Below are 22,398 nucleotides of genomic sequence, written 5' to 3' on the forward strand. Positions count from 1 at the left end.
GTAAGATATCTGTTGTCACCTGACTACATCAGCGTTCGTAAGGTATACGGGCTCTTCCCCGTCTCTTGAATCAACCACGCGAGAAACGATACCGCCCTGAATTGGGCTAAATCTATCTGCGGTCTCCCACGAAACCTTCGTCACAATGCGCCACTTTTCAGCTGGGAGCTTTGAAAACCGGAAGTTTCCTGTCGCGTCGCAGGTTGTGCGCCTGATGGCCAATTGAGCATCCGGATGCAGCCCCGGCAACGACTCGACAGTAAGCCTGTCAAAATAGTAGCCAACAGGCACCGCAAGTACCGGGCTGCCAGCGCAAGTAACTACCTCGCCACCGCGCTGCCGAAGAAACGCCTGGCCTGTAATGGAGGTATCACCAGCACCGATGTAGCTCTCGTATTTCCAAGATTCGCGCTCCCAGTCTTCTGGCGGAGATGTCACGGCTCCCGGGCTCTCACATCGATAGTAATTCGCCACTACCTCGCTGCGCTTCCCGATAAATCCAAGAACTTGTCCGTGCTCTTCAGAGTCGGTTATCACGACCGTGTCGGCGCCGATCTCTGCGGCGTGCTCCTTGTGCCATTCGTTGCACTTCGCGGTATTCCGAACGGTCTTACATAGGTCGCCACCTACTCTCACACATGCAGCCACGTCCGCCGCCGGAACGATCTTTGGCTCAGCCATTGCAGACTGACAAACGATTGGCGCCAGAACTACGATTGCAGCGTAGATTCCGCGTGCTACGAAACTTCCTTGCTTGTCCGCCATAGCCCCTCCTGTGGAGATATGGATCATGCCACCGACCCGGGAACCTCTTCAAACTCGATATATCCGGAGAAGTAGCCACCACTCACGTTCTCAACCGCCCAAGTATTCGACGAAGTGCCGTAGATCGCTGAGCGAGCGGCGAGCGTTGCATCCAATGGATAACCCTTCCGCTGACTGTACTGCGGGACCAGGCAACCACGCCTACCGCCCATAAGTGCCGCCACAACAGCATCCCAGTCCATTCCCCCCAATCCGCTGTTCCAGGCCTTCGCGGTTGGCCGGGCGGACAGGCTGGCGGTGAAACGGCGATATCTTGGCCCCGGCACGCTGTTGAGCTGCCCTCCCTTGGTGCGGGTGTGAACCGTGGTATCGATGCGGGAAACAGACCAACCATCGCTGATGCCCACATCAAGCGCGCGGAACACCGCGATCTCCCCAACTTCAACAGCGATCACCGTGGTGGTTATCTGCACCGCAACGGATGAAATGGCGGCGGTACCGGTTGGGAACAGCCAAGCGCAGACCGAACCATCAGGAAGCCGGATGGTCTGCCCGCTGGCGCCGGCAGCAGTGACAGCGACCCCTGCAGGCAGGTTGAGGCCCAGCAGAGCAATGATTCCCGGTACGACGGCTGATGCGAGCGTGATGTTGATGGACAGCGCACCCGTTCGGTTGATGCGCGTGCGGCGCCCAGGCTTGCCATCGAACATGGCTCTACCAGCATCGGCAGTAAGCCAAGTGCCGCCCACCAGCGAGACGGTCTGCACCGTAGGCATGTCAAATCCAATCAGCACAGTGTCACCCCCAAGCCGTAAGCACCACTTCACCCGTGGCCGGGTTGCGCTCCACGCTGCGCACAAGCACCTTCTTTCCACCAGCCAGCCCGTAGCGGCTGTACGTGATGCGGCCTACCTGCCCGGGTTCTGGGGCGAAGCTCTGATCCCCACGCACCACCAACTGATAGAAGTAGCGCTGCACGCCGTACAGGCTGATGATGCGATCGCCTTCGGCCTGCGCATCCTGTTCCCGCCAGAAGAGCGTCACGAACGGCGCTGCCACATCGGCATGCCGGTAGTGCGGATGCAGGGGCCCGGCGGCATACACCTGCCCCCGGAACAGGGCGGTCATCTCGTCGCGGCGCGCCTGCGGAACATCGACGAGGTCAGTGACCAAGTCTGCTGCGCCCAAGGCCTGCGCATTGGGTCGATAGGCAAAGCGACGGGTCAAGTTCGGTGCATCGTCCGGGATCGCTATCAGATCCTCAGCAAGGTGATCCCCTGACAGCTCGAAGGCCGGTACAGGCACGCTTTCCGGAGGTATCACACGGGCAAGCCGCAGTACCCCATCCGGTGCTTGATAGATCGACGCACCGTAGCTGGGGAGGATGGCCCCCACCGCCGTGCGTGCTGTCACCGGGTCCCTGGAGTAATAGCCCACGCCGGCGTACCCGGTTACGGTGTCGATCGCGTCAGCGTCGGCACCCGACCAACTGGCCTTGCCCAGGCGCCCGAACACATCACCGAGGGCCTGGCGCAGCGTAGCCGCCTGCGGCCCTGGGCCGATGCTGGATAGATCTGCGACCACCGGGCCCACCGGCGGTGAGACCATCAGCAGCTGCCGCTGATCTGGCGACAGCGTGAACGTGCCGAGCTCCATGAGGTCGCCTCGGTCCATCACCGCCCCCACATGCACAGGCGCGTCGGCAAGGAACATGGCCGATCCATCGGAATTGGCAGCCAAGGCTGGGGCGCTCGCAACAGCACCGATCACCACCGGCTGAGCCGTCCACGCGAGCCCAGGGATGTTGGGCAGGAACACGGCACGGGTGATGGACTCATCCAGATCAGCATGCGCATCCAGCAGTGCGATGCGCTTGGTACCGTCGTCGGCAATCTCGATCTGGTCCACGACGAAGCGGCCGACAGCGATGCTGTCGGCCAGCATGCCGTTGGCGGGCCCCTGTCGGATGGCCACCGCCTGCCCTGCACCACCGGCAAGCGCAATCCCATCCAGGGCGCCATCAGCATCGTGGACGATGACGTCAGCGACGGTCGCCTGGCTCACGCTGCCACCCCACGCCCAGAAGTCCATGGCCGATGCGATGTTCACGCCATCAGCCAGCAGCCCTTCATACCGCGCGTTCGCCGGCGTGTCGCTGGGGGCGGTGAGGAAATCAACGTCTGATAGCCCAATGCTCGCTTTGGCAGCCGACTGGAGCGCCCAGCCAGCCGCAGCTGCCTGGCTGTTGGCAGACCACTGACCAGCGTTGACGTACACGGCCAGCCCGCCAGCCTTAGTGGCTGCGAGCGAGGCAGCGAAGTACAGCGGCCCGAGAGTGGCGGCAGTGGCCTCATGCAAGAACGCACCATTGCGGTAGAGCCGAACCGTCAGCTGCGCTCCGAAGATGATCAGCACGCCGACCATGTCCCCCTTCGCCACGGCAGCCAGGCCTGTTTTCACCGTGGTGCCGTTTATTCGCAGCGACCCAACTGCAAGGTTCCAGCCAATGCTCCCCACTCCACCGAGGACGGCCGAGAGCGAAGCGGTAGCAGAAGCCATGCCCACCACCGCCGAAAGAGCGTCATCACCCCACACAGCAAACTCCACGCCGGCAGTGCCACTGTCACGGGCAACATCGGAGCGGGCGGTGCGGTTGATATTAGCGGCCGCCGTGGTGGCGAGGGCGAAGCCGCTGTCCCTTGCAGAGAGCAGCGGACCGATGGGGACGGCGGCAAACCGCCCGAATGTTTCAGCCATGTCGATCGTTCACAGTGATTCGAACCATTTGTCAGCCTCGTCGGCCTCGGGGACACGAACGAGCATTTCTAGGAAATCCTCGTGTGTGCGCTTTGTTCCGCCCGGGCTACAGGCCGCGGCGGTGTACGCAATCAGCGCCGCGGGCTTCTGGTAGATGCTGACCGGGTCTATCGGATTGCGCCGATGGAACTCCCACCACTCCAGGAATTCGCGGCGCGACATCGTCGCCCGCAACTCAGAGACAGTACGGCGAAGATGTAGGGCCAGGACATGCCAGAACCACTCCTCGCCCTTCCCCCTTAGTCGTTTCCCGCTTCTTCTGCCTCGACCTTGGCGTCTGCACCGAAGCCGGAATGTTTCAACGCCAACGCTTGGAACTGCGCCGCGACGTTCGGCTTGAGCTGCGCGGCTTGTTTCTCGGTCAGCACCGGCTTGCCGTCGGCATCGCAGACCGTGGCCGCGATCAGCTTGGCGCGGTCGTTGTCAGCCCACAGCTTGCGGAACTTCACATCCGGCAACTCCAGCACGAACAGTTCTGCGACAACCCCGGGGCGCAGCTCGATCTTGTCGGGCTTGGCATCGGGCGATGCAAACATGCCGAGTTCCTGGAACTGGGCCAGCAGGGTCGGCGCAGCGCCGGCGGTCTTGGTGGTGGGATCTTCGTTGGTCTTGCTCATGGCCGTTTCCTTGTACTGGCGGCAGACCGTGCGGGCCGCGCACGGCTAACACGCGGAGGTTCCGCACGATCTGCCAAAAGAGATGGCCCGCCGAAGCGGGCCGAGTGCACGCCGTTGGTTTCGGTTACGGTCCGGCCGGCGGGCGATGAGTTTTGACGGCGCCGGAGCCGCGGATCGTGATGGTGGCCTTCCACACATCGTTGTCCTGGCTGGTGACGGCGAAGTTCTGCACGAAGCCGTTGAACTGCTTGGACAGAACCGTGGTCGGCGGCGTGATTACGCCATCCACGGCCACCGGCTTCGCCACGCCCGCAGTTTCCGACAGCGGCGCGGTGACCAGCCAGTTCACGACCGCACCGGTGGTGTGCAGCTCCTCGATCGCCTCGTGGTCTACCGAGTCATAAATGATCTCGATGCTGGTGCTGCCGGTCTGCTTGCGGCCTGCGACGAACTGATCCCACTCATCGTCATAGTCCGAAACGTCGATTTCGGACGCCTGCCCATCGGGAAAGCCAACGCTACGCAGGCGGGTCACCTTGATGACCTCGGTAGCCGCAATGGCGACGAAGAGCTGGGAATGCTTGGACTTGATTACCTGACCCATGGGGTTTCCTTGTAATTCGCCCGTCGCCGGGCATGAAAAAAGCCCCTTGCGGGGCTGGTGGATTGCCGTTGCATCGCTCAGCGCAACTGCAGCAGCCGCGCGTCAAACGAAATGCCGAAGGCGCCGGTGTCTTCGTCGTCGGGCGTGGGGTTGTAGGACTCGATGCTGCCGCGACGCTCTACTTCACTGCGGATAGCAACCGCCACTGCGTTGGCCAGGTTGGAAGTCTCACCCCATACGTTGATGCGCACCCGCCAGCCGTCTGCAGGTGGTTCTTCGGACAACTGCTGTAGTGGTGACCCACCAACCGTTGTCCAGGTTACGTAGGGCAGCGCCGCACCAGCCGGTGCCGTCTTGGGCCAAACACGCACGGGGTCTCCCAGCAGGGCTCGAACCGGGGCCGAGTCCTGCAAGAGGCTCTGAATCAGAGGAACCATCATTTCCAGCCCTTCCCCTTAGTGAACTTGTCGATGGCCTTCCAGGTTTCGTCAATGATCACCTGGGCCGCTTGGGGCCCCTTGGCCTCGGCGGCAGGGGTCAGGAATGGCTCGGCGGCCATCTTCTTCGTCCCGAACTCCTTGAACCGCCAGTAGTAGGCCCAGCCGCTTTCCTCGTACACCTTGCCCACGCGGCCCTGCCGCTTGTTGCGCTTGGTGTTGGCGTACTTTCTCTTCTTGCCGGTCTTCACCCCGACGGTGAAGTACTCCCCACCCTGGCCAACGCCGGCCCGACCGCGTGACCGATTGCTGGCGCGTTTGGTGACGATTTGCTTGGCCATGAAGCCCGACGCCTTGGGCGCGCGGTTGCGCGCTTCGTCGCGGATGACGTTTGCCCCCTTCCGCATGCCCACCTGCAGCGGCTTGCCCTGAACCGCCTTCGGCAGTTCCCGCAAAGAACGCAGAAGCCCATCCAGCCCGTTGATGCTGATCTGCTCAGCCATTGGCTATTCCCGCTATCGCAATGATCGCCAGCTCACTGCGGTCATTGCTCAGTGCCAAGCTCTTGATGTCGAAGTTGCGCCCGCGATGGACGATGCGCCATGCCGGATCGATTGAGCGAGGCCGGATATCGAAACGAACTTGCTCGCGGTAGCGCTCTGCACCAGCAGCGATGGCCTCAGTTGTTGCGCTGAGATTGTTGGTCGCCTGGGCCCATACGTGCCCGTTATCACCAACCTCAGCCACCGGCTCCCATGTCACTGTGTCGCCGCCGAGCGTGGATCGTGTTACTACCTTTCGCTCAAACCTAACCCGGCTCTGCAAACCGCCATCTTGAAGGGTCATGGCATCATCACCCGGCGATAGCCTCGAAGCAGGGACTTCGCCCCAATGGGCAGCTCAGTTGCTTGCGGCCCGACAATGACGTCCGACCGGTTCGCGTAGAGGTGGCCGAAGGTCAGCAGGATCGCGGCACGAACGGCCGGATTCATAGCGATCCCGTGGAGGCATTCATAGGCACCCGCTGCCGCCTCTGCGTAAACGACGGCTGCCAGTTCAATAGCAGCCGTCCGCTCCACCATGCTCTCAATGAACACGGCATCAGAGAGCGCCGAGTCACGCGCCAGCGCCGCCGCTTTCATGACAGCCGGATAGGCCCGACGCGACTCAACGATTTCCTCGGCCGACGCGAAGATCCGGCGGTTCAAGTAGCTTTCGGCGGAGGCCACCGCTCCATCCAGCGCCCCCTGCAGCTGATCCTCGGGGTAGTCGGCTTCGACACGAACATGTGCTCGCGCCTCGGCGATGGTCACGAGCGGCATGGTTTACTCCTTCTTGCCTTCGGCCAGCGCGGCCGCGAGCTTGTCTACGCCCCAGCTCTTTTTGTGCTCGATGCCAGCCGCTTCCAGCTTGGCGATGAGCCCCGCCTTCTCTTCCTGGTCGGGGCTTCCAGAGGAATTGCCTTCAGCCAGCGCGCCTGACGCGCTTGCACCTGCCTCCAGTTCAGGCGGGCACTCGTCGCCTGGCTTGTAGTCAATCGGATAGATCTCACCATCGGGGACACCCCGGAAGGCTTTTGTAAGCTTTGCCATGTTTCATCCTCACAAAGAGGGAGGGCGACCCTGCGGCCGCCCTCCTGGCAGTTACGGTGCTGCTGCGCCGATCTTCAGCGCACGCATCGGCTCGGGGTTGTGCACGCCGCCGCCCACACGCTTGGTCGTGTAGAAGTGGACGTACGGCTTGTTGGTGAACGGGTCACGCAGCACACGCACGCCCTTGCGGTCGTACACGGTGTAGGTCTGCTTAAAGTCACCGAAGAGCGCGGCAATAGCATTGGCCGCCACGTCCGGGATAGCAGCCACATCCTGCACAGCAAAGCCCAGCAGAGTGGACGGCTGACCGGCAATCAGCGACGGCTGCCACAGGTAGTTGCCTTCGGCGTCCTTCAGCTTGCGCACGGTCCCCATCGTCTTGCGGTTCATAGCGAAACGAGCGTTCGCGGTGAAGGCCGAAGGCAGGTCGTACACCAGATCGATCAGACCATCGCCGGTGATCGCCGCGGCCGCGCCGCTGTTGACCGCATTGATGGCACCGAACGGATGCTTCGCGGCATTGGCGCCGCCGGTAACGTAGGTCAGGATGCCGAACGGCTTGTTCACGCCGTTGCCTGCGAAGAAGCCCGCACCTTCCTGCTTGGAGAACTCGGCATCCACCTCGCCGGCCAGCCACGCCTCCAGGTCGATCTCAGAGTCGTCCAACAGCTGCTGAGTGGCAGCCGGGTTTGCGTACAACTCACCCCAGCCGAAGCCCAGCGATTTGAACTTGGAGCCAGCAGTCTCGGGACGCTCATCTTCTTCACCGACCCAGCCGGACGCAGTTCCGCCCATGTTGAACAACTTGGTGAGACCCGCACCGGAGCAGGGAACAACGTTCGCCAACTGCCGCATGTCCGACAGGATGACCATGCGGTCGGTGATGGTTCGGTCCCACTCGACCGGCGCCAAATAGCCGCCGTCGTCGGCCACACCCTTGTTCATCGCCGCCTGCACCTCACCCTTGCGGACATGTGCGAGGAATGCGCCGCTGTACTCAGCATCCGCAAGGCCGCCGGCACCGGCCGCGCCGCCGCCCATCTGGAACGCGGCCATCTGGGTGTTGGCCTGGTCTACGGCAGCCTGCAGGCGGGTGATGTCGGCATTGATATTGTCGACCTTCAGGGCCTGCAGAGCGTCGGCATTGCCCTTCTTGATCTCTTCGAGCTGCTTGGTGTGCTCGGCCTTGAAGTCAGAAAACGCCTTGTTCAGCGACTCAACCAGCGCCTTCACTTCGGGCTGGCTGCCACCATCGGCGTACACGGAAACGAGGCCGCGCGGGACGCGGCTGTGGGTCATCTTGGTCATGTGTTGGCCTCTTAGGCTTTGATATTGTCGAGAAGGCCCTGCAACAGGGCCGAGGTTTCGTTGCCGCCAGCGCTCGGCGTGACAGACTCGGCAGCGCTCGGCTTGCCTTTGAACAGCGATTTCAGGGTGTCGCGCCGCATGGAGCGGGAGTGGCCTGCCTTGGCCATCGCCGCCTCGACCAGTGCAAGAGCCTTGCGACCACCCGATGCCTGCTTGGCATCTTTGGTGGCGGCCGCTCCGTCCAGCAGGCCATCGGCAAAGCCGTCCTCTACCGCCTGGGCGGCGCCGATCCAGGTTTCCTCGTCCATCATCCGGGCAGCTTCGGCCTCGGTGACGCCCGAGCGGGCCGCGTAGACCTTGGCCATGGCGGCGTCGAAGGGCTCCAACAGTTTTGCCGCGTCGGCCATGTCGTGCCGATTGCCGATGGCCACCGCCCAAGCGTTGTGAATCATCAGGAACGATCCTTCGCCCATCAGGATCTCGTCGCCGGCCATCGCGATTACCGAGGCTGCTGACGCGGCCAGGCCCATCACCTGGACGGTCACCCTACCTTGGTGCTCGCGCAGCAGGTTGTAGATGGCAACACCCTCGAAGAAGTCACCGCCGGGCGAGTTGATGTTCACCACCACGTCATTCTCGCCGATGGAGCGAAGGGCGGCGCTGATCCGCTTTGCGGTGACGCCGGTTCCCTCCCAGTTCTCGCCGATGGAGTCATAAATCGAGATGCTGTTCGCATCATTGCCGGCGGCGCGAACTTCAGGCTCCCAGCGCTCCAGCGCGTCGGGACGCATATCGAACTGGGCGGCGCCGAGCCGCCGCTCGGCGCGGATTTCAGGCAGCTGCCGGAGGCTCATCGGGCTTTCCTTTCTGGGTCATCGGGTTGCGCAGCTCGTTGGTGCCGGGCTGCTCGGATTCGGGGTAGTCCAACAGGTCGCGGACCTCGTTCTGGGTGTGCCAGGGCGCGGTGCCGCCGGCGCCGAGAGCCTTGGCGAAGAAGTCAGCCTGATCCTTCAACGTGCCGCGCATCAGCGCTCGGACGTTGAACTTCGCCTGGTACTGCTCAAGCTCGTGCTCCTGCAGGAGCGTGCGCTCGATGGCTTGCTCCCAGTTGGTGAAGTGCTCGAGCATCGTGTACTGCAGGAAGAAGATGCCCAGTTGCTCGATGCCGCTGCCCCAGCTCGTGTCATCCATGAACAACAGCGGCCGCGGCACACCGAACAGGCGGGCCACCTCGCCCACCTGGGCATTGCGGTTCTCGATGTGCTGCGCTTCCTGGGCGGTGCTGCCGAAAACGTTGGCCTTTGCACCCCCCTCCAGCACCATGAACCGACGGGCGCTGTTCTCTCCTGAGAAGCCCGTATCCAGCGAATCGCGAATGCGGCTGTAGGCGCCCTCGCTCAGCTCGCTCGGTACCTCGATGGAACCGCCAGCCATGTTGCCTGTCTCGAAGATCCGGCTCGCCGCCCGCTCCGCATCCATCGCCAAGCGAATCGCCCGGTCGGCCAGCTTCATCCGGGATAGACCGACCACGCCATCGACGGATAGGTCACGCAGGTGAAATACCTCCTCCTGTTTCAGAACCACCTCGCCGCGCTTCTTCGAGTCGTAGCGATAGACCATCTTCCAGTCGTCGCCCAGCTCCGATCGCACCGCAGAGCTGTCCAGCGGGACCAGGTGGATGGGGCGACCGGCCGACCACACAACGCGCGCGTAGGCGTTGCCGTGGCGTTGCTTCGCCAACTCCATGTGCCGCTTGAACTCCAACGGCGTCTGCCAGGGATTCGGCTTCCGCTTCAACAGCCGGTGGACCGGATGCTCCGACGCGACCCGCTTCTGCGGGCCGGCTTCGATCAGGCTGATGGGCAGCATGCCGACCGTGCCGCAGATCAGCGACACGCAGCGCAGGACGGCCATGTTCCGCAGCTGGAAGCTGTCGTGTGCGCCACCCTGCCCTGCGCGGATGAACTCGAGCATCGCCGGATCGTCCATGCCAGTGAACTGGCGGGACTCGGCGCGCACGGACTTGCCCCCCAAGTCGCTGCGCCAGATCCGATCCAGCGCAGCCATGGAGTTCTCATTGAACCTGCTCATTGGCTTCCTTATAGAAATCTGATGCCGCGCTTCTCGTAGACGGAGATCACCTCACCGCCACTCGTGTTCGCCGCGCCTATCGCCATACACAGCGCCACTGCGGCGTCGATCTTGTTGATGGACCGTGCCTTATCCAGCCACTTGTTGTCCCACTTGTCGCTTTCCACCACCGCGCTCATCAAGGCGGAAACTAGGACAGGGTTCCGCTTCAGGCGGAGGCGCCCTTCAAGGAGAGCCTCCTCCAGCAGCCGCAGTGAGCCAGGCATCCACATACCTTCGGGCGCCGGCTCTCCGCGAGCCTTCGCCGCCTTTACCGCATCCTCCAGCGGCTTCCCTTTGCGGGTACCACCCTGGGGATGCTCGGCGAACGGCAGCGAGAGTCCGATCTCTTTTGCCTCGGTCTCAAACTTGAGGAACGCATAGCGGTCATAGGCCACCAGGCCTATTTCAAACTTGTCGTTGTCTTCCGACAGCGTCTGCGCGACGTGCCGGAAGTTGATCGACTGGCCCGGCGGCGCGTGGATGTGACCCGCCTTGGCCCACACCTCATACGGCAGCTTGTCGCGCAGCTGCCTGGCCGCGAGCGTGTCGCCCGGCGTCCAGGCATCGATCCACGCATCGTAGGTCGGCTTGGAAACGATCTTCTTCTCGCCCTTTACCTCAACCTCGACCTCGACCGCCCCAGTCTCAACCACCGAAGCCATCGCTGTGATGTCCCGAACCTGCGATAGGTCCAGGCCCTTATAGATCCGCTTACCGTGGTGCTCTGCCACGTCAAAGTCCGCCAGCGCGGGCTCCAACGTCGTCCGCGCCATCCACGCCGTTTCCGCATCGGTCCAGATGCAGAAGTGCAGGCGAAGAATGCCGTTCAATGAACCAGGTATCGCCTTTGCCTGCGCGACCACCTCTGCGAGGTATTCCTCGGTGATGGTCACCCCAAGCAGGGGGTTAGCCTTGGCCCAGCACGTCGGATCTTCCAGCGGGTCGTCGCCCTCATCGAGGGAGCAGACATAGCTGAAGGTCGTGTCGTCCAACGGCTCGCCGATGAACGTCGGATCGTTGACTGCTTCGGTATGGCCGGCCGCCACCTTTACCGCGTGTTCGTGTTCCTCCCAAGCCACACTGTTCCGATCGCTGCCGGAGTTCGTAATCATGAACAGCAATGGCTGACGCCGGAACTTGAAGCCTCGCTCCAGCATCTCGATGGTCTTGCGATCTGGCAGCTCGTGGACCTCATCGGCCAGAACAAAGTACGGTCGCGGTCCCGAACCCGTTTTGCCCGTATCGCGCGACACCGGGCGGAAGAAGCTCCCGCTCTTGTGGTGCGCGATGTTGTATTCCCTACCCTCGCCGCCCGAGAACTCCAGCCGCTTTTTCAGCGCGCCAGACGCCTTGACCATCTTCACCGCGTCGGCGAACAGAATTCCCGCCTGCTCCTTCTTCGCGGCAGCGGCGTAGATCTGAGCGCCCGCTTCCCCATCCGCTGTCATCCCATACAGGCCAATGCCACCAGCCATGGGGGACTTCCCGTTGCCCTTGCCCTGCTCGATGTAGGCACGCCGGAAGCGTCGCCGACCATCCGCCCTCTTCCAGCCGAACAGGGACCCAAGTACAAACGCCTGCGATGCGTGGAGCTGGAAGGCCTTGCCCTCGAACTGTCCCTCGCTCAGCTTAAGAACGCCCTCGAAGTAGTTGAAGACACGCTCTGCCGCATCCTGGTCGAAGTACAGACCCCGTTCGTGCGCGTCCTGCAGGTCTTTCAGATGGCGACGGCAAGCATTCCGGACATGCGGTCCCGCGACGATCTCACCAGCCAGCACCGCGTGCGCATATGCGCTTGTTCGGTCAGCTGAAGAACTTGTCGTCCGGGTCTTCGTCCTCGTCGCCGCCATGATTTACTTTCGTCTCGTCAACCGGCGTAGCGCCAAGCTTGGACAGGAGTGAACCCAGCGCCTGCAGCGCCGAAACACCCATGTCCTCATCCGTCTCCATGCGAGCGGCCAAGATGCATACCTGACGCAACAACAGCCGATGACCGGCGTGCAGCCAGGGCATGTTTTCGGCCTGTTCGCGCCACACCGCGATCTGCGGTTTCGTCATTCCCTTGTAGGGCTGGCCGATGGCTTTGACCTTCTTCGGCGTCTTGCGGTCTTTGTGCCGTTTCGGATTCTTTGCCGCTGCGCCAGAAACTGCAGCTTTTGCTGCTGGTGTCCTTGGATTTGCCATTTTTCACCCCTCGTGGGGGTCGTCTTTCCAACTGTGGATGCGCGAAGAAAGGAGGGCGCACGTATCGGGAGGCGAACCCCCTCAGACTTTTGACTCCCCCCACCCCTCCGCGCTCGTCTCGTTCAGGTTCGGCGTGGAACTTCCTTCCCGTGGAACGCTTTGGCGACCGGCCATCCATCTGCGTCACAACCCACCACCGGACGCGCCTCGTTACCGAATCCGCCGTCCTCGCGTGCCGTCTTGCGGCTATGGCAGGGAGTGCAGAGCGTCCTGAGGTTGGCGGGATCGTTGTTGTTCGGGTCGCCATCGTCGTGATCGACGTGCGCTTCACCCTTGCCGCCTACCAGCTTCCCGCAACCAGTCTCTTGGCACGTGTACAGGTCGCGGATCAGGATCGATTCACGCAACCGACGCCATGCCACGCTGTTGGTGGGCAGCGCACGCTTGGCCTGCCTGTTGCCGGCCAGCTGCTTACCCTGCCTTTCCATCAGTACGAATTCCCATCCAAGTCGGTGCGCTCAGGGTCCATAGTGGAGTCGGACTCCACTGGTGCGCCGGTTTCCTCACCCAGCAGCATCACCACTGCCTGCACCAGCAGCCCGATGTGTTCGCCCTGCGCTGCGATCTGCCGCCCCTGCTCCTCCATCTGCTTGGATTGCGCTTCAATGGATTGCTGCTGCGTGGCGACGACAGAGATCAACGCCTCAATCGAGTTATTCATCGATGAACTCCACCTCGACCTTGCCTCGCAACGTCCGGTAGATCGGGCGCTTACCGTGCTTATGGATGCGCACGGGATGCGGGATAACCCTCACCACACCCTTGCCAGTGTTTGCGAACACCACCCAATGGATCAGCTCACCGTCGAGCATGACCCTACGGCGACCGCGTCCATCACCGGGCGAATGAACATGAGGCTGCATCAGAACTCCTCCACATCCCAGCCGCCGCCATCCCGCTTGGCCTTCACCTTTACCGCGAAGAACCGGAACGGGAACATGGCCGCCGCGATCTTGATCTTGGCCCTGGCATCGTCCTGCCAGAACCCCTTTACCTCGTGCAGCTCCATCACCCCGTCAGCGGCCAGTACCGCGAAGTCCGGGGTGTAGAACGTGTTGTCGGCCAGCCTCAGCTTGATGCCTTCGAACTTGTGCCAGAGGATCTGTCCAGCCTGCTCCAGCGCGCGCAACCGATCGGCATAGGCCTGCTCGGTCTTGTTGAGCTGCCCTGTCTTGAGTCTGCCTAGAGCCAGATGATTGCCGCTGTTGTTGCGCCTCACGGGGATCGGTCCGCCGTCACAACGGCTTGGCATGCTGCAAGTTGGTCGTCTGCTTCCCGTCCGACTCGAACAACAGCACCCGCAAGCTCTGCTCTGCTTTGGGCGAGCGCATCACGTTCGACGGCGCTGGCGACGGCTTGGGACAGGAGTCGGGTCTCACAGCCGGCCCACTCTTGCCGCAGGCGGAGATCGCCATTGCGCACATCAGCAGCAACAGCAGCAGGGACGGCCTCGGCCGCTTCCCGGTCTTGTTCATGCTTCGCTCCGATCTTGGCCAGCTCCTGGCCCTTTGTCTGTTCCAGCGCGCGAGCGCCCTGCTCTGCCTGCACCTGGCTGGTGAGCTGCTTCACTTCCTGCTTGCCGGCGGCGATGTCTGCACTGCGGTCCCGCCACTCCCGGCCCAGCAGGTAGCCAGCGAGAAACAGCAGGAGGCCCGCGAGGATATGGGCGCGGTTCATTCATCGCCCCATGGATCGAAGCCAGCTTCACGCAAGACTGCCTTCAGCTCATCCCGCATCTCGGGGATCGCCTCGTTGATGGCAGCGAGACGGATGTGATCCGGCATCGGAATAGCGCCGGCGGCCACGTAGTTGTCCAGCCGATCGGCCAGCTGGCCCAAACGCTCAAGCTGATCGTCGTTCACTCAAACCTCCACGCCCACAAGGGCCGTCATGGGTCCATTCCTATGTCACCGTGCCAGTGCGCCAGCGCGGCGACCACGAGCCCGGCCAGCACGCCAATGCCCAGGTACATCACGGCGGTTCGGGCGGGATCACCGCCCCCAATCCGCGAAGCAGGCCTTCCAGCGTCTGCACTCGCATGCGCAACCGGTGCGCTTCCTCCTGAGCTTCACGTCGCAACTTGATCTCCTCGTCCAGCTGCATGCCCATTCGAGCCTGCGACTGCTCAAGACGATCAATGCGCTCTGTCAGTCCGCCAACCAGGGTTACGTTGGCATCCGTCTCGGTCCGCTCTTTCTTGCGGCTGTTGATGACGCCCCAGATCTCCCGCACCGTCCATAGAGCGAACGCACCGCCTGCAGCCCACCAGGGCGCTGTCGTCGGATCACCGTCCATCAAGCGAGGGCCTGGCGCACGCCAGCCTCGATCACAGCCTCGTCCCAGAACAGCCCGCCGTTCTCGTGTCTGGCAATGGCCGTCACCATGCGCTGCAGCGGTACCTGCTTGCTGAGGCTGACAATCTCGCGGCTGCCCACACCAACCTCGCGAGCCACCTGGGCGATGTACGCCTCGGTGTTGTTCTCCACCGGCGGAGCCCAGCGGTTGATCATGTCGCGAACCGTCCGCAGACCGTGCTTGCTCTGGTAGGTCAGCAGCGTCTTGGCCAGCGCGCGGAAACCAGCCTCTGGCGTCTCGAACACGCAGAAGCGCTTCTCGCTGGCCAGTGCCGCGGCGCTGCGATCCTCACCCTGCCAAATTGTCTTGGTGCGATCGATGTTGCCCGGGTTGTTGCTCCGGACGCCGCGCGGCTCCTGCTTGGTGCTCATGGGTCAATCCCCTGTATGGCATAGGTGCCCGTCACCACAGTCCGGCTGCGGTCGATGATTGGTCCGGTGAGGATTGACGGGCGTAGAAGGTCCGATCACCACCACTGCCTGGTGCGCAGGCCAGTCATGGCGTTCCTGGCGCGCTTGCGCGCGGCACCGGCCCCAATCGCCTCACGGCGAGCGGAGGAGCTTACGGGGCGGTGGTGATCGGGTTGAAATGAAAAAAGCCCGGCTTGTGCCGGGCTTTCATCGCGTGATGGTAGGAATGTAGAGCAGAAAGTGCGGAGGTGTCACCTCCGCATTACTCTGGTCGCACTCCTGCGTAGACGTAGTCAGTCTTGCACACTGGACAAATGACCTTCTCGCTCATCATCGGTCGGCCATAGGCCAAGTGATACAGCTTGTGATCTACCTCATAGCACCTCAAGCAATATCCATCGCCACGGGGCAAGCCGTCTTCACCTAAGTCGAAGTAGGCGCTTCTAACCCGGCGAACCTCACTCTTAATAGCCAATGCTCCTTGAAGGCGCACAACCTCTGCATCGCGCTCTTCTAGGGCTAATCGTGCATCTATAAGTGCCTGCTGCGCCGTTACTATGTCGTTCACGGCCCCGAGCAGTTTCAACTTTAAGTCGGCCTCATTGATAGCCTTATCCGCGGCCGCTAAGCCGCGGACAATTTCAACTGCTGTTCGTAGGCCGCCAATCGCGGCGCCAAATTCCACCATCATCTGGATTCCCTCCCTAGTTCCCTCGGAGCATAACACCTCCCTTTTGGGCGACCCCCAATGCAGCTTGTAGGCGCTTGGCTGCTTCAATCTCTGCTTCCTGCATTCGCATCAGGAGCCACTCGTAGACCGGCTTCCAGGTACGCCGATAGCCAGCTTCGTCTCGGCCAATTGCCGCAGCGCGACGGCGGTCACTAGTCGCTCCAACACCCGAACCTAGACAAAGCGCGCAGGGCTCGCACGGTTCGTTTGGTGCCGAATAACCCCGGCCTCGGCATGCGACACAAAAAGGTCGCGTCGCAATCTCTTGGATTGCGGCCTGAGCCAAAGTTGGGAGGGACTCCAGCGTTGTGATCGGCCACGACTGTGCCTTTATCGCACTCAGTCGCGTCTGCGCGCGTTCTTTCGCCAACCGCTGCTCCGCTGTAGCCGCGCCTGCCCACCCGATACAGACTTCCGCCAGCCCAAGATCCGTCCGCGCTTCTGCCAATCGCTGCTGCTGGCGCCGCAACTCCGGAGCAACCAAAGCAATGACAGAATCCCGGAGCTTGTGACGTCGCAGGGCAGCCCCATCGGGCCACCAGCAGGCCTCCAAAAGCTCGCGACCTAGCCCTGATGGCACCATGCCGAGAGCACCGGAAACATCGATGTTGGTTAGTACGTCTACGCCACCTCCGATACCAAGGTCCAGACGGATGGTCGTGGGGTTCAGACGGGCCAGCAGTTCACGCACGTCGGTCATGCCGCTCTCCTCAGTTCATTCACTTGGGTCTGTTGTTCGATCAAGTCGTCGTCGCTGCCGTAGGTCTCGCGGAACACCCGGGAGCCATCCATCAGGCTCGGGCCATAGATCGCGCGCGTCTGTGCCAAGGTCTTGCCCTCAATCGGGTGGCGGCGGTGGTGCCAGACGCAGAGCGCAAAGCCGAAGAAGTGCCCGCGGCGGCGGTTCCCGCTCTTGGCGTGGTTGTAGTCGCAGCCGTAGATCACGCGGTGCGAGGACAGAAGGCCGGCCATCTGGAGGACCAGGCAAGCCATGCATGGGCCAACCTTCGCCAGTTCGATGCGCTCAGCCTCCGCTGCAGTCGGGGTTCCGGTGGAGTGCTGCATCGCCATCAGTCGAACCCCAGCTCCTGGGCAGCGCGCGCCATTGCGGCGGCAGCGGTTTCCCGATTGGTCACGCTGGGCGAAGACGGCCGCTCGTGGACCAGCGCAGGTACCGCAGCCGGGAGCGCTCCGCCGGTGGAGACGTGCTGCATCGCCTGGCTGAAGGCAGCGGCCACCATTCGGGACTGCTGGTAACCGTCGGCGGCGTTGAAGGCGTGCAGGTCCATCAGCGAACGAACCAGCACGGAAAACGGGCTACGGTCCTGACCGGGCCGCAGCTCCTGCTCTACCTGCGGCAGCGATGGCAGACCCAAGCACAGCGCGCGGAACTCGCCCGGGGTTGGCGGCCACTTCAGGCCCATGCGCATGCAAGCTGCCATGCCCTCGCCCAGCTGACGCGGCAGAAGACCCTTCAGCGCCAGCGCCCATGTCTCGCCAGCCACAGTCAGCGGACCGTCCGCACTGGCAGGCGCCAGGCCGTTGTCGCGCTTCCACTTGCCCGGGAACATCGCCTCCATTCGCTCCCACAGGTTCCACAGCGCGTCCATGGCGCGCTGGCTGGGCTCAGCCGACAACGGCGTACTCGCCATCGATGACCTCGCCTGCCTGCGGGCCTCGTCCTGCCCCGCTTGGGCGGCCAGCGCTGCCACCGCCGTGACGGCGCTCGTACTCGGCTCGGAGCTCGGAGACTCCGGCGGCAGAACCCTGTGGATGATTTCCATGGCTATTGGCTCCTGGCTTCGGGATGACGGGCAGCGACAGGCCAGCGGCCATAGCGTCGCGGAGGGATTGATTCGGGTCGCCGCCCGCAGCGGCGATGGATTTCAGCGTTGGCAGGATCTGCAGCCAGCCCTGCACCGACAGCGTCCGGTTCAACACGCGGCGATGGCGGACGAACTGGGCGAGCACCTGGCGGTCGAGGTTGTCGGGCAGCGCCCCGAGCGGGGAGAGCTCGCGGTCGATGTCTGCCTCGGTCATGCCCGACGCTTCGCACACACGCGGTGTGTGTTGCTCTTGGTTGCTTTTGGTTGCTCTTGGTTCGGGTGCAATAGCTGTTGCACCCTTAGATGCGCCTTTTTGCACCCTTAAAGACGCCGGATTGCACCCTTTGGCGCGCCCGTTTGCACCCTTACCGGTGCCATTTAAGGGTGCAGAATTTGCACCCTTAGTGACCTGGGCATCGTCGCCCTGCCCTGCATTCAGGCCTTCCGAAGCGCCCTGATTCTTTAAGGGTGCAAAATTTGCACCCTTAATCCACTCCGGACTAATTCGATATTCGCGGGGGCGCCCTTCAAGGCCGTAGCCCTGCATTCGCCCTCCGGTACCGAAGTTCACCAGCACCAGCCAGCCACTCGCCTGCATGGCACGAAGCTGATACTGGATGGTGCGCTCGGACTGCCGCGTCTTGGCCGCCAGCCGGGCCACAGACGGGAAGATGTGGGTTCCATCGTCGTGGGCGTGATCAGCCAAGGCCAGCGCCAGGAGCATCTCGCCCCCACCCGCGTGGTACCGGTCGAAGACCATGCCGGTCATTTTCGCGCTCATCGGCGCACCCTCACGGCCGCGCGTGAAGCGCGGGCCGACAAGGCGTTCTGATTGATCGTGTACTGCATGCCATGACTCCTGCTACCGCTCGCGCCTACCTGGGCGCCAATGGACGTGTGTTGGTTTACGCCTGCGCGTCGGCGGCGTCTTCGTCTGCCTTCGCCAACTTGGCAAAGGCACGGTTCTTCTTGATCTGATCTTTCAGCGCGCGAATCCGGGCGATCTGCATTGGTCGCATCGGCCCGCTCGGCATCAATTCCTCTTCCAGCGTCTCGACCGTCTTTTCTAGCTCATCGGCTTTCTGCGTAAGGAACTCGGAGCGCTTCACTACCCAGACAGTCTTGGGCTTTCCTTCGTCCTTGGCGCGTCGGTCCAACTCATCGCGCAGCTGCTGGTCGGTGAAGCGCGCGAGTGGGTTTCGCTTGGCCTTGGCTGGCGTGCTCACTGCCCACCAGCCGATGCGAGCTCGGCGCGCTGCGCAAGATCCGCAGCATCCGCCTGGATGGAAGCGCACAGCCGCCCAATCTCGCTCGACTCATTCGGAGTGATCTTTCCGTCCTCCAACGAAGTGGCCACAGCCTGCGCAAGGTCGCCCTGACGCTTCGATACCGCGAGGACGGCGCCAATGACGCTGCCACTTGCTGCGCCCTCCACTCGGCGCAGTACATAGCCGTGCTCGGCAGCAAGCGCGTGCAGCATCCGGTCATCGCCGGTCACCCCCATGATCTCGCTGGCCTCGGCCAGGCTCAGGTGATGCGTGCTGTTGTTCGGGTTGACCTTGTTGCGCAGCACCGCGCCGGACATGCCAATGCGCACGCCAAGCGCCTCAGCGCCGCCCGGGTAGTCCTTCACGGTCTTGTGTGCTGCGTCGGTGATGTTCATTGCGTGGCTCCGTGAACGTGGTTTGCAACAAAGGCGCGGCGCACGATGGGCGCCATGAAGGGAATAAAACTCATCTCAGTGGCCCCTCGGGACCGGAGGGCGGGCGCCGCCCTCCTTGCGGTAGGCTGCTGTTTCCACACGAGCAGCCCGCAAGGAGGGCGACATGGAAGAGGAGTACTTGAAGGACATACGAGCGCTGATGCTTGGGAACCGCGCCCGCGAACTGCGCCAGTTCGTCGGGTCAGCCAAAGGGCCAGAGGATCTGGCTTCAACCACCCTCTCCGACGGCTCGACGCACACAATGCTCACCGACGAAAGGGCTATGGAACTGGCGATCGAAGAGCTAAAACGGCACAAGCTCATGATCGAGAAGTCCGAGGACTTTTAGGGCTGTCGCCCAACGCGGCGGCGGCCGACTTGCGCCGCTCCGCGACTATTTGGCTGCGTTCTATAGCCTCCAACTGCTTGCTTAGAATTTCCAGCTGGTACGGAATACGAAACAGTCCACGAATTGCTCCAAACAGCGCGCGCATGTCAGGCAACCTCCACGGACACGATGCGGTCGTCGTCGGGATCTACCGGTGGCGCATCGGCAATGGCCTGCGGCTGGTGGCCGAGCAGGCGCAGCACTTCGGGCACGGCCGGCAGCGCGCGCTCTTCCTCCCAGCTTTCGACCTGGGCCAAAGGCAGGCCCAGAACCGTGGCCAGCTGCTTGTCGTTGGCGAAGCCCAGCCGGGCGCGCAGCGCGCGCTTGCTCATGCGGCAATCGAGCTCGGCGGCCAATGCGCCTGTAGGACTGACCGAACCGACTGCTGCCGTTGCGCGCCCGAAAACGTCTGTGCGAGTGACTCGGGTGTACGGGGGGATGCCTCGATACTTCCAGTTCTGGACACGCTGAGTGCCCCTCGGCATCTCGAATCCCAACCTACGGGCCACATCGGCCGGGCCACCGAGCGAGTCGATCAGCTCGGCATCCTTATGCATGACTTTTTCGGGCGAATTCATGCGGAGATTAAACGTCATGTTTAATCCAGAGTCAACGTCGCGTGTAACAACACGGTGTTTAGTACCGCGACAATGCCCTATGACCGAAATGCACCCTTCAATGAAGCGTCTTTACGCTGCGGCTGCACAGCTCGAGCCTGCGATCAGAGGACAGTCCGCGCTTGCTAGGGCGCTGGGCCAATCCCCCCAGACTCTGAAGAACTGGGAGTCTCGATCAACTGGCGTCTCAGCAGCTGGCGCCAATAAGGCGCAGCAGGAGCTCGGGGTCAGTTCGACTTGGATTCTGGATGCCCACACGCCGATGTTCATTGGCGGCCGGTCCGCTGTCTCCACTCCTGCGACGCCAGAGAACTATGTTCGTGTTCAGCAACTGGAGGCCACGGCAGGCATGGGGGAAGGGGTGGAGAATCCGGATTTTCCGGAAGTTATACGGGCGATAGATTTCGAGCCTGGCTACATACGTAGCATTGTTGGCTTCGTGCCAACGCCTGGCCGATTGCGCCTGATCACCGGGAGCGGTGACTCGATGCTACCGATCATCCAACCGGGCGACGCCGTTGTCGTAGATACGGGCATCACGTCGTTTGACGGTGACGGAATCTATCTGATCAACATGGGAAACGGCCAGCAGATCAAGCGCCTGATCGACAGGGGGATCATCCATGTCGCGAGCGAAAACAAGAGTTACGGCGATCCGTTCCCCATCCCAGAGGGAACACTGATTGGCGGAAAGGTCTATCTTCGCAATAGGATCGAACGCTTTAACTAGTCCGCAGCTACCAACAAAAAGCCCTGACAATGCAGGGCTTTTTGCGACCGCCGTCTTCAGTCGGCCGCCACGCTTCGGCCAGAACCGGACGATTAACGTCTCGCTCGAGGGGCGCCCCAATAGGTGGCAGAGTCGGCTGAAGAAGCGCACTCCGAACGCGCTTTTTGCACTGACTGTAGCTTCTGGGCGCGCTTGGTAAAGCGGTAAGAATTAGGCTTTAGTCACCTTCGTTATTACTACGAGTGTTGCACTGCACTTCACCTGCACGAACAGAAATTTTTCGGTTTCATTCTCTGGAAGCAGTATGCTCGATGGTATGGACCCATTGGTGAAATCAACGTTTACGGCATAATTGTTGGTGTTCTTCATCACTACTGTGGTGACGGGATCGCCGAGATAGCACTGGAGTGTCACTCCACTCGTGCCCGCGTATGATTCAACATCTATTGGATTCATTTTTGACTCCGATAAAATGGAACGCGCTTATAGGGCGGCCTTCCAGAAGCCCACCTCTGGAACTAAGCCGACCCGCGAAGCGGCGTTGGCTTGAATGAATTGTTAGACCGCCAAACCGCGGACAATAACGACTGCGGCAGCCAGTGACAGCACGGCCTGAATGATGACGACAAACGTTTGGACCTGAGCGACCTTGGTGTACATGCGGCCTGTCATAGCAAAATCCCCTGACTGTACCTTGGCGAAAGCTCGCCGGGCAAACAGACTGCCTGGCCAGAACAGCGCCTTTTCTGTTTCTGAGAAGAGCGTTGGTATGTCGATCTCTAAGCCGCCCTCCACGAGATCCTTGCCAAGTGCTGCACCTTCAATTGCTGCAAGAGTGCCAGCCGCTATGAGCGCGGCTAGCAATTTATCTATAACGGCAAGGGCTGCCGAGATGATAAAGAGGAAAGATGCGCATTTGAGACTGCTAAGCGAGACGAACTTAGAGACAGTATCTAGATTGGCAATAAAGAGAGCTAGGGCTGCGCCAAATCCGGCAGCAAGCCAGCCCGAGAAGGTATCGAACGAGGCGCTCACTCTTTGAGTAGCAAGAATGAGAACCTGGCCCGCCAAAATGCTCGCCTGAGTCTCCGAAGGCTTCATTTCATCTCTCAAAGTGTTGTGG

35 protein-coding genes are annotated in these 22,398 nt (G+C 62.0%); 2 read left to right on the plus strand and 33 right to left on the minus strand.

Annotated elements, in window-relative coordinates:
- Positions 1-15: 15 nt before the first annotated feature.
- The 31 genes from ACVOLR_RS05105 to ACVOLR_RS05255 form a co-directional block, all read right to left on the minus strand.
- Positions 16-792, minus strand: a complete 777-nt coding sequence (locus ACVOLR_RS05105) for a hypothetical protein (protein WP_481535477.1) — start codon at positions 790-792, stop codon at positions 16-18.
- A complete protein-coding gene (locus tag ACVOLR_RS05110) occupies positions 789-1,559 on the minus strand; it encodes a hypothetical protein (RefSeq protein ID WP_481535478.1) in 771 nt (256 codons plus the stop codon). Before ACVOLR_RS05110 ends, ACVOLR_RS05105 begins: the two co-directional genes overlap by 4 nt.
- A gap of 4 nt (positions 1,560-1,563) precedes the next feature.
- Positions 1,564-3,522 carry a hypothetical protein gene (locus ACVOLR_RS05115; protein WP_481535479.1) on the minus strand — a complete coding sequence of 653 codons (1,959 nt, stop codon included), beginning with the start codon at positions 3,520-3,522 and terminating at the stop codon, positions 1,564-1,566.
- Positions 3,523-3,531: 9 nt separating this feature from the next.
- Complete coding sequence (locus ACVOLR_RS05120) at positions 3,532-3,744, minus strand: phage tail assembly protein T (RefSeq protein ID WP_481535480.1); 213 nt, start codon at positions 3,742-3,744, stop codon at positions 3,532-3,534.
- Positions 3,745-3,821: 77 nt separating this feature from the next.
- Positions 3,822-4,199, minus strand: a complete 378-nt coding sequence (locus tag ACVOLR_RS05125) for a hypothetical protein (RefSeq protein WP_481535481.1) — start codon at positions 4,197-4,199, stop codon at positions 3,822-3,824.
- Between the two features lie 124 nt (positions 4,200-4,323).
- The gene (locus tag ACVOLR_RS05130; RefSeq protein WP_481535482.1) at positions 4,324-4,803 is read right to left on the minus strand and encodes a phage tail tube protein; all 480 of its coding nucleotides are present in this window, start codon (positions 4,801-4,803) and stop codon (positions 4,324-4,326) included.
- Positions 4,804-4,880: 77 nt separating this feature from the next.
- Positions 4,881-5,243 (minus strand): tail completion protein gp17, encoded by a 363-nt coding sequence (gene gp17 / locus ACVOLR_RS05135; protein WP_481535483.1) that lies wholly within the window; start codon positions 5,241-5,243, stop codon positions 4,881-4,883.
- Complete coding sequence (locus ACVOLR_RS05140; protein ID WP_481535484.1) at positions 5,240-5,743, minus strand: HK97-gp10 family putative phage morphogenesis protein; 504 nt, start codon at positions 5,741-5,743, stop codon at positions 5,240-5,242. The genes gp17 and ACVOLR_RS05140 overlap by 4 nt, the downstream gene beginning before the upstream one ends.
- Positions 5,736-6,086, minus strand: a complete 351-nt coding sequence (locus ACVOLR_RS05145) for a head-tail adaptor protein (RefSeq protein ID WP_481535485.1) — start codon at positions 6,084-6,086, stop codon at positions 5,736-5,738. Before ACVOLR_RS05145 ends, ACVOLR_RS05140 begins: the two co-directional genes overlap by 8 nt.
- Positions 6,083-6,562: a head-tail connector protein gene (locus ACVOLR_RS05150; RefSeq protein ID WP_481535486.1), complete on the minus strand. Its 480-nt coding sequence runs from the start codon at positions 6,560-6,562 to the stop codon at positions 6,083-6,085. Before ACVOLR_RS05150 ends, ACVOLR_RS05145 begins: the two co-directional genes overlap by 4 nt.
- Before the next feature lie 3 nt (positions 6,563-6,565).
- A complete protein-coding gene (locus ACVOLR_RS05155; protein WP_481535487.1) occupies positions 6,566-6,832 on the minus strand; it encodes a hypothetical protein in 267 nt (88 codons plus the stop codon).
- 51 nt (positions 6,833-6,883) lie between these two features.
- Positions 6,884-8,140 (minus strand): phage major capsid protein, encoded by a 1,257-nt coding sequence (locus tag ACVOLR_RS05160; protein ID WP_481535488.1) that lies wholly within the window; start codon positions 8,138-8,140, stop codon positions 6,884-6,886.
- A gap of 11 nt (positions 8,141-8,151) precedes the next feature.
- Positions 8,152-8,994, minus strand: a complete 843-nt coding sequence (locus tag ACVOLR_RS05165) for a head maturation protease, ClpP-related (RefSeq protein WP_481535489.1) — start codon at positions 8,992-8,994, stop codon at positions 8,152-8,154.
- Positions 8,972-10,207 (minus strand): phage portal protein, encoded by a 1,236-nt coding sequence (locus ACVOLR_RS05170; protein WP_481535490.1) that lies wholly within the window; start codon positions 10,205-10,207, stop codon positions 8,972-8,974. The genes ACVOLR_RS05165 and ACVOLR_RS05170 overlap by 23 nt, the downstream gene beginning before the upstream one ends.
- Positions 10,208-10,239: 32 nt before the next feature.
- On the minus strand, positions 10,240-12,051 hold the full coding sequence (locus tag ACVOLR_RS05175; RefSeq protein WP_481535491.1) for a terminase large subunit: 1,812 nt from the start codon (positions 12,049-12,051) through the stop codon (positions 10,240-10,242).
- Between the two features lie 25 nt (positions 12,052-12,076).
- A complete protein-coding gene (locus ACVOLR_RS05180; protein WP_481535492.1) occupies positions 12,077-12,457 on the minus strand; it encodes a hypothetical protein in 381 nt (126 codons plus the stop codon).
- 122 nt (positions 12,458-12,579) lie between these two features.
- Entirely contained in the window at positions 12,580-12,945 is a 366-nt protein-coding gene (locus ACVOLR_RS05185; protein ID WP_481535493.1) for an HNH endonuclease, read from the minus strand.
- A complete protein-coding gene (locus ACVOLR_RS05190) occupies positions 12,945-13,178 on the minus strand; it encodes a hypothetical protein (RefSeq protein WP_481535494.1) in 234 nt (77 codons plus the stop codon). The genes ACVOLR_RS05185 and ACVOLR_RS05190 overlap by 1 nt, the downstream gene beginning before the upstream one ends.
- Positions 13,171-13,380, minus strand: coding sequence for a hypothetical protein (locus ACVOLR_RS05195; protein WP_481535495.1), 210 nt, complete (start codon positions 13,378-13,380; stop codon positions 13,171-13,173). Before ACVOLR_RS05195 ends, ACVOLR_RS05190 begins: the two co-directional genes overlap by 8 nt.
- On the minus strand, positions 13,380-13,736 hold the full coding sequence (locus ACVOLR_RS05200) for a DUF1064 domain-containing protein (protein ID WP_481535496.1): 357 nt from the start codon (positions 13,734-13,736) through the stop codon (positions 13,380-13,382). Before ACVOLR_RS05200 ends, ACVOLR_RS05195 begins: the two co-directional genes overlap by 1 nt.
- Complete coding sequence (locus ACVOLR_RS05205; protein ID WP_481535497.1) at positions 13,733-14,194, minus strand: lysis system i-spanin subunit Rz; 462 nt, start codon at positions 14,192-14,194, stop codon at positions 13,733-13,735. Before ACVOLR_RS05205 ends, ACVOLR_RS05200 begins: the two co-directional genes overlap by 4 nt.
- Complete coding sequence (locus ACVOLR_RS05210) at positions 14,191-14,379, minus strand: hypothetical protein (protein WP_481535498.1); 189 nt, start codon at positions 14,377-14,379, stop codon at positions 14,191-14,193. The genes ACVOLR_RS05205 and ACVOLR_RS05210 overlap by 4 nt, the downstream gene beginning before the upstream one ends.
- A gap of 109 nt (positions 14,380-14,488) precedes the next feature.
- Positions 14,489-14,812, minus strand: a complete 324-nt coding sequence (locus ACVOLR_RS05215) for a hypothetical protein (protein ID WP_481535499.1) — start codon at positions 14,810-14,812, stop codon at positions 14,489-14,491.
- Positions 14,812-15,243: a structural protein P5 gene (locus ACVOLR_RS05220; RefSeq protein ID WP_481535500.1), complete on the minus strand. Its 432-nt coding sequence runs from the start codon at positions 15,241-15,243 to the stop codon at positions 14,812-14,814. The genes ACVOLR_RS05215 and ACVOLR_RS05220 overlap by 1 nt, the downstream gene beginning before the upstream one ends.
- Positions 15,244-15,544: 301 nt before the next feature.
- On the minus strand, positions 15,545-16,060 hold the full coding sequence (locus ACVOLR_RS05225) for a hypothetical protein (RefSeq protein ID WP_481535559.1): 516 nt from the start codon (positions 16,058-16,060) through the stop codon (positions 15,545-15,547).
- Positions 15,987-16,712 carry a hypothetical protein gene (locus tag ACVOLR_RS05230; protein ID WP_481535501.1) on the minus strand — a complete coding sequence of 242 codons (726 nt, stop codon included), beginning with the start codon at positions 16,710-16,712 and terminating at the stop codon, positions 15,987-15,989. Before ACVOLR_RS05230 ends, ACVOLR_RS05225 begins: the two co-directional genes overlap by 74 nt.
- Complete coding sequence (locus ACVOLR_RS05235; protein ID WP_481535502.1) at positions 16,709-17,083, minus strand: Ref family recombination enhancement nuclease; 375 nt, start codon at positions 17,081-17,083, stop codon at positions 16,709-16,711. Before ACVOLR_RS05235 ends, ACVOLR_RS05230 begins: the two co-directional genes overlap by 4 nt.
- Positions 17,083-17,664, minus strand: a complete 582-nt coding sequence (locus ACVOLR_RS05240; protein WP_481535503.1) for a hypothetical protein — start codon at positions 17,662-17,664, stop codon at positions 17,083-17,085. The genes ACVOLR_RS05235 and ACVOLR_RS05240 overlap by 1 nt, the downstream gene beginning before the upstream one ends.
- Positions 17,639-18,619 (minus strand): helix-turn-helix domain-containing protein, encoded by a 981-nt coding sequence (locus tag ACVOLR_RS05245; protein ID WP_481535504.1) that lies wholly within the window; start codon positions 18,617-18,619, stop codon positions 17,639-17,641. Before ACVOLR_RS05245 ends, ACVOLR_RS05240 begins: the two co-directional genes overlap by 26 nt.
- Before the next feature lie 124 nt (positions 18,620-18,743).
- A complete protein-coding gene (locus tag ACVOLR_RS05250; protein ID WP_481535505.1) occupies positions 18,744-19,064 on the minus strand; it encodes a hypothetical protein in 321 nt (106 codons plus the stop codon).
- A complete protein-coding gene (locus tag ACVOLR_RS05255; protein WP_481535506.1) occupies positions 19,061-19,501 on the minus strand; it encodes a phage regulatory CII family protein in 441 nt (146 codons plus the stop codon). The genes ACVOLR_RS05250 and ACVOLR_RS05255 overlap by 4 nt, the downstream gene beginning before the upstream one ends.
- A gap of 163 nt (positions 19,502-19,664) precedes the next feature.
- On the opposite strand from ACVOLR_RS05255, the gene ACVOLR_RS05260 reads away from it, so the two are divergent.
- Positions 19,665-19,889, plus strand: a complete 225-nt coding sequence (locus tag ACVOLR_RS05260) for a hypothetical protein (protein WP_481535507.1) — start codon at positions 19,665-19,667, stop codon at positions 19,887-19,889.
- Positions 19,890-20,035: 146 nt separating this feature from the next.
- Here the strand turns inward: ACVOLR_RS05260 and ACVOLR_RS05265 are convergent, their stop codons facing one another.
- Positions 20,036-20,524: a hypothetical protein gene (locus ACVOLR_RS05265; RefSeq protein WP_481535508.1), complete on the minus strand. Its 489-nt coding sequence runs from the start codon at positions 20,522-20,524 to the stop codon at positions 20,036-20,038.
- A gap of 82 nt (positions 20,525-20,606) precedes the next feature.
- Here ACVOLR_RS05265 and ACVOLR_RS05270 point away from each other — a divergent pair, with 82 nt between their 5' ends.
- Entirely contained in the window at positions 20,607-21,275 is a 669-nt protein-coding gene (locus ACVOLR_RS05270) for a LexA family transcriptional regulator (protein ID WP_481535509.1), read from the plus strand.
- 558 nt (positions 21,276-21,833) lie between these two features.
- Here ACVOLR_RS05270 and ACVOLR_RS05275 read toward each other — a convergent pair.
- Positions 21,834-22,376, minus strand: coding sequence for a hypothetical protein (locus ACVOLR_RS05275; RefSeq protein ID WP_481535510.1), 543 nt, complete (start codon positions 22,374-22,376; stop codon positions 21,834-21,836).
- Positions 22,377-22,398: the final 22 nt, after the last annotated feature.

This window comes from Stenotrophomonas sp. STEN030, assembly GCF_056759995.1.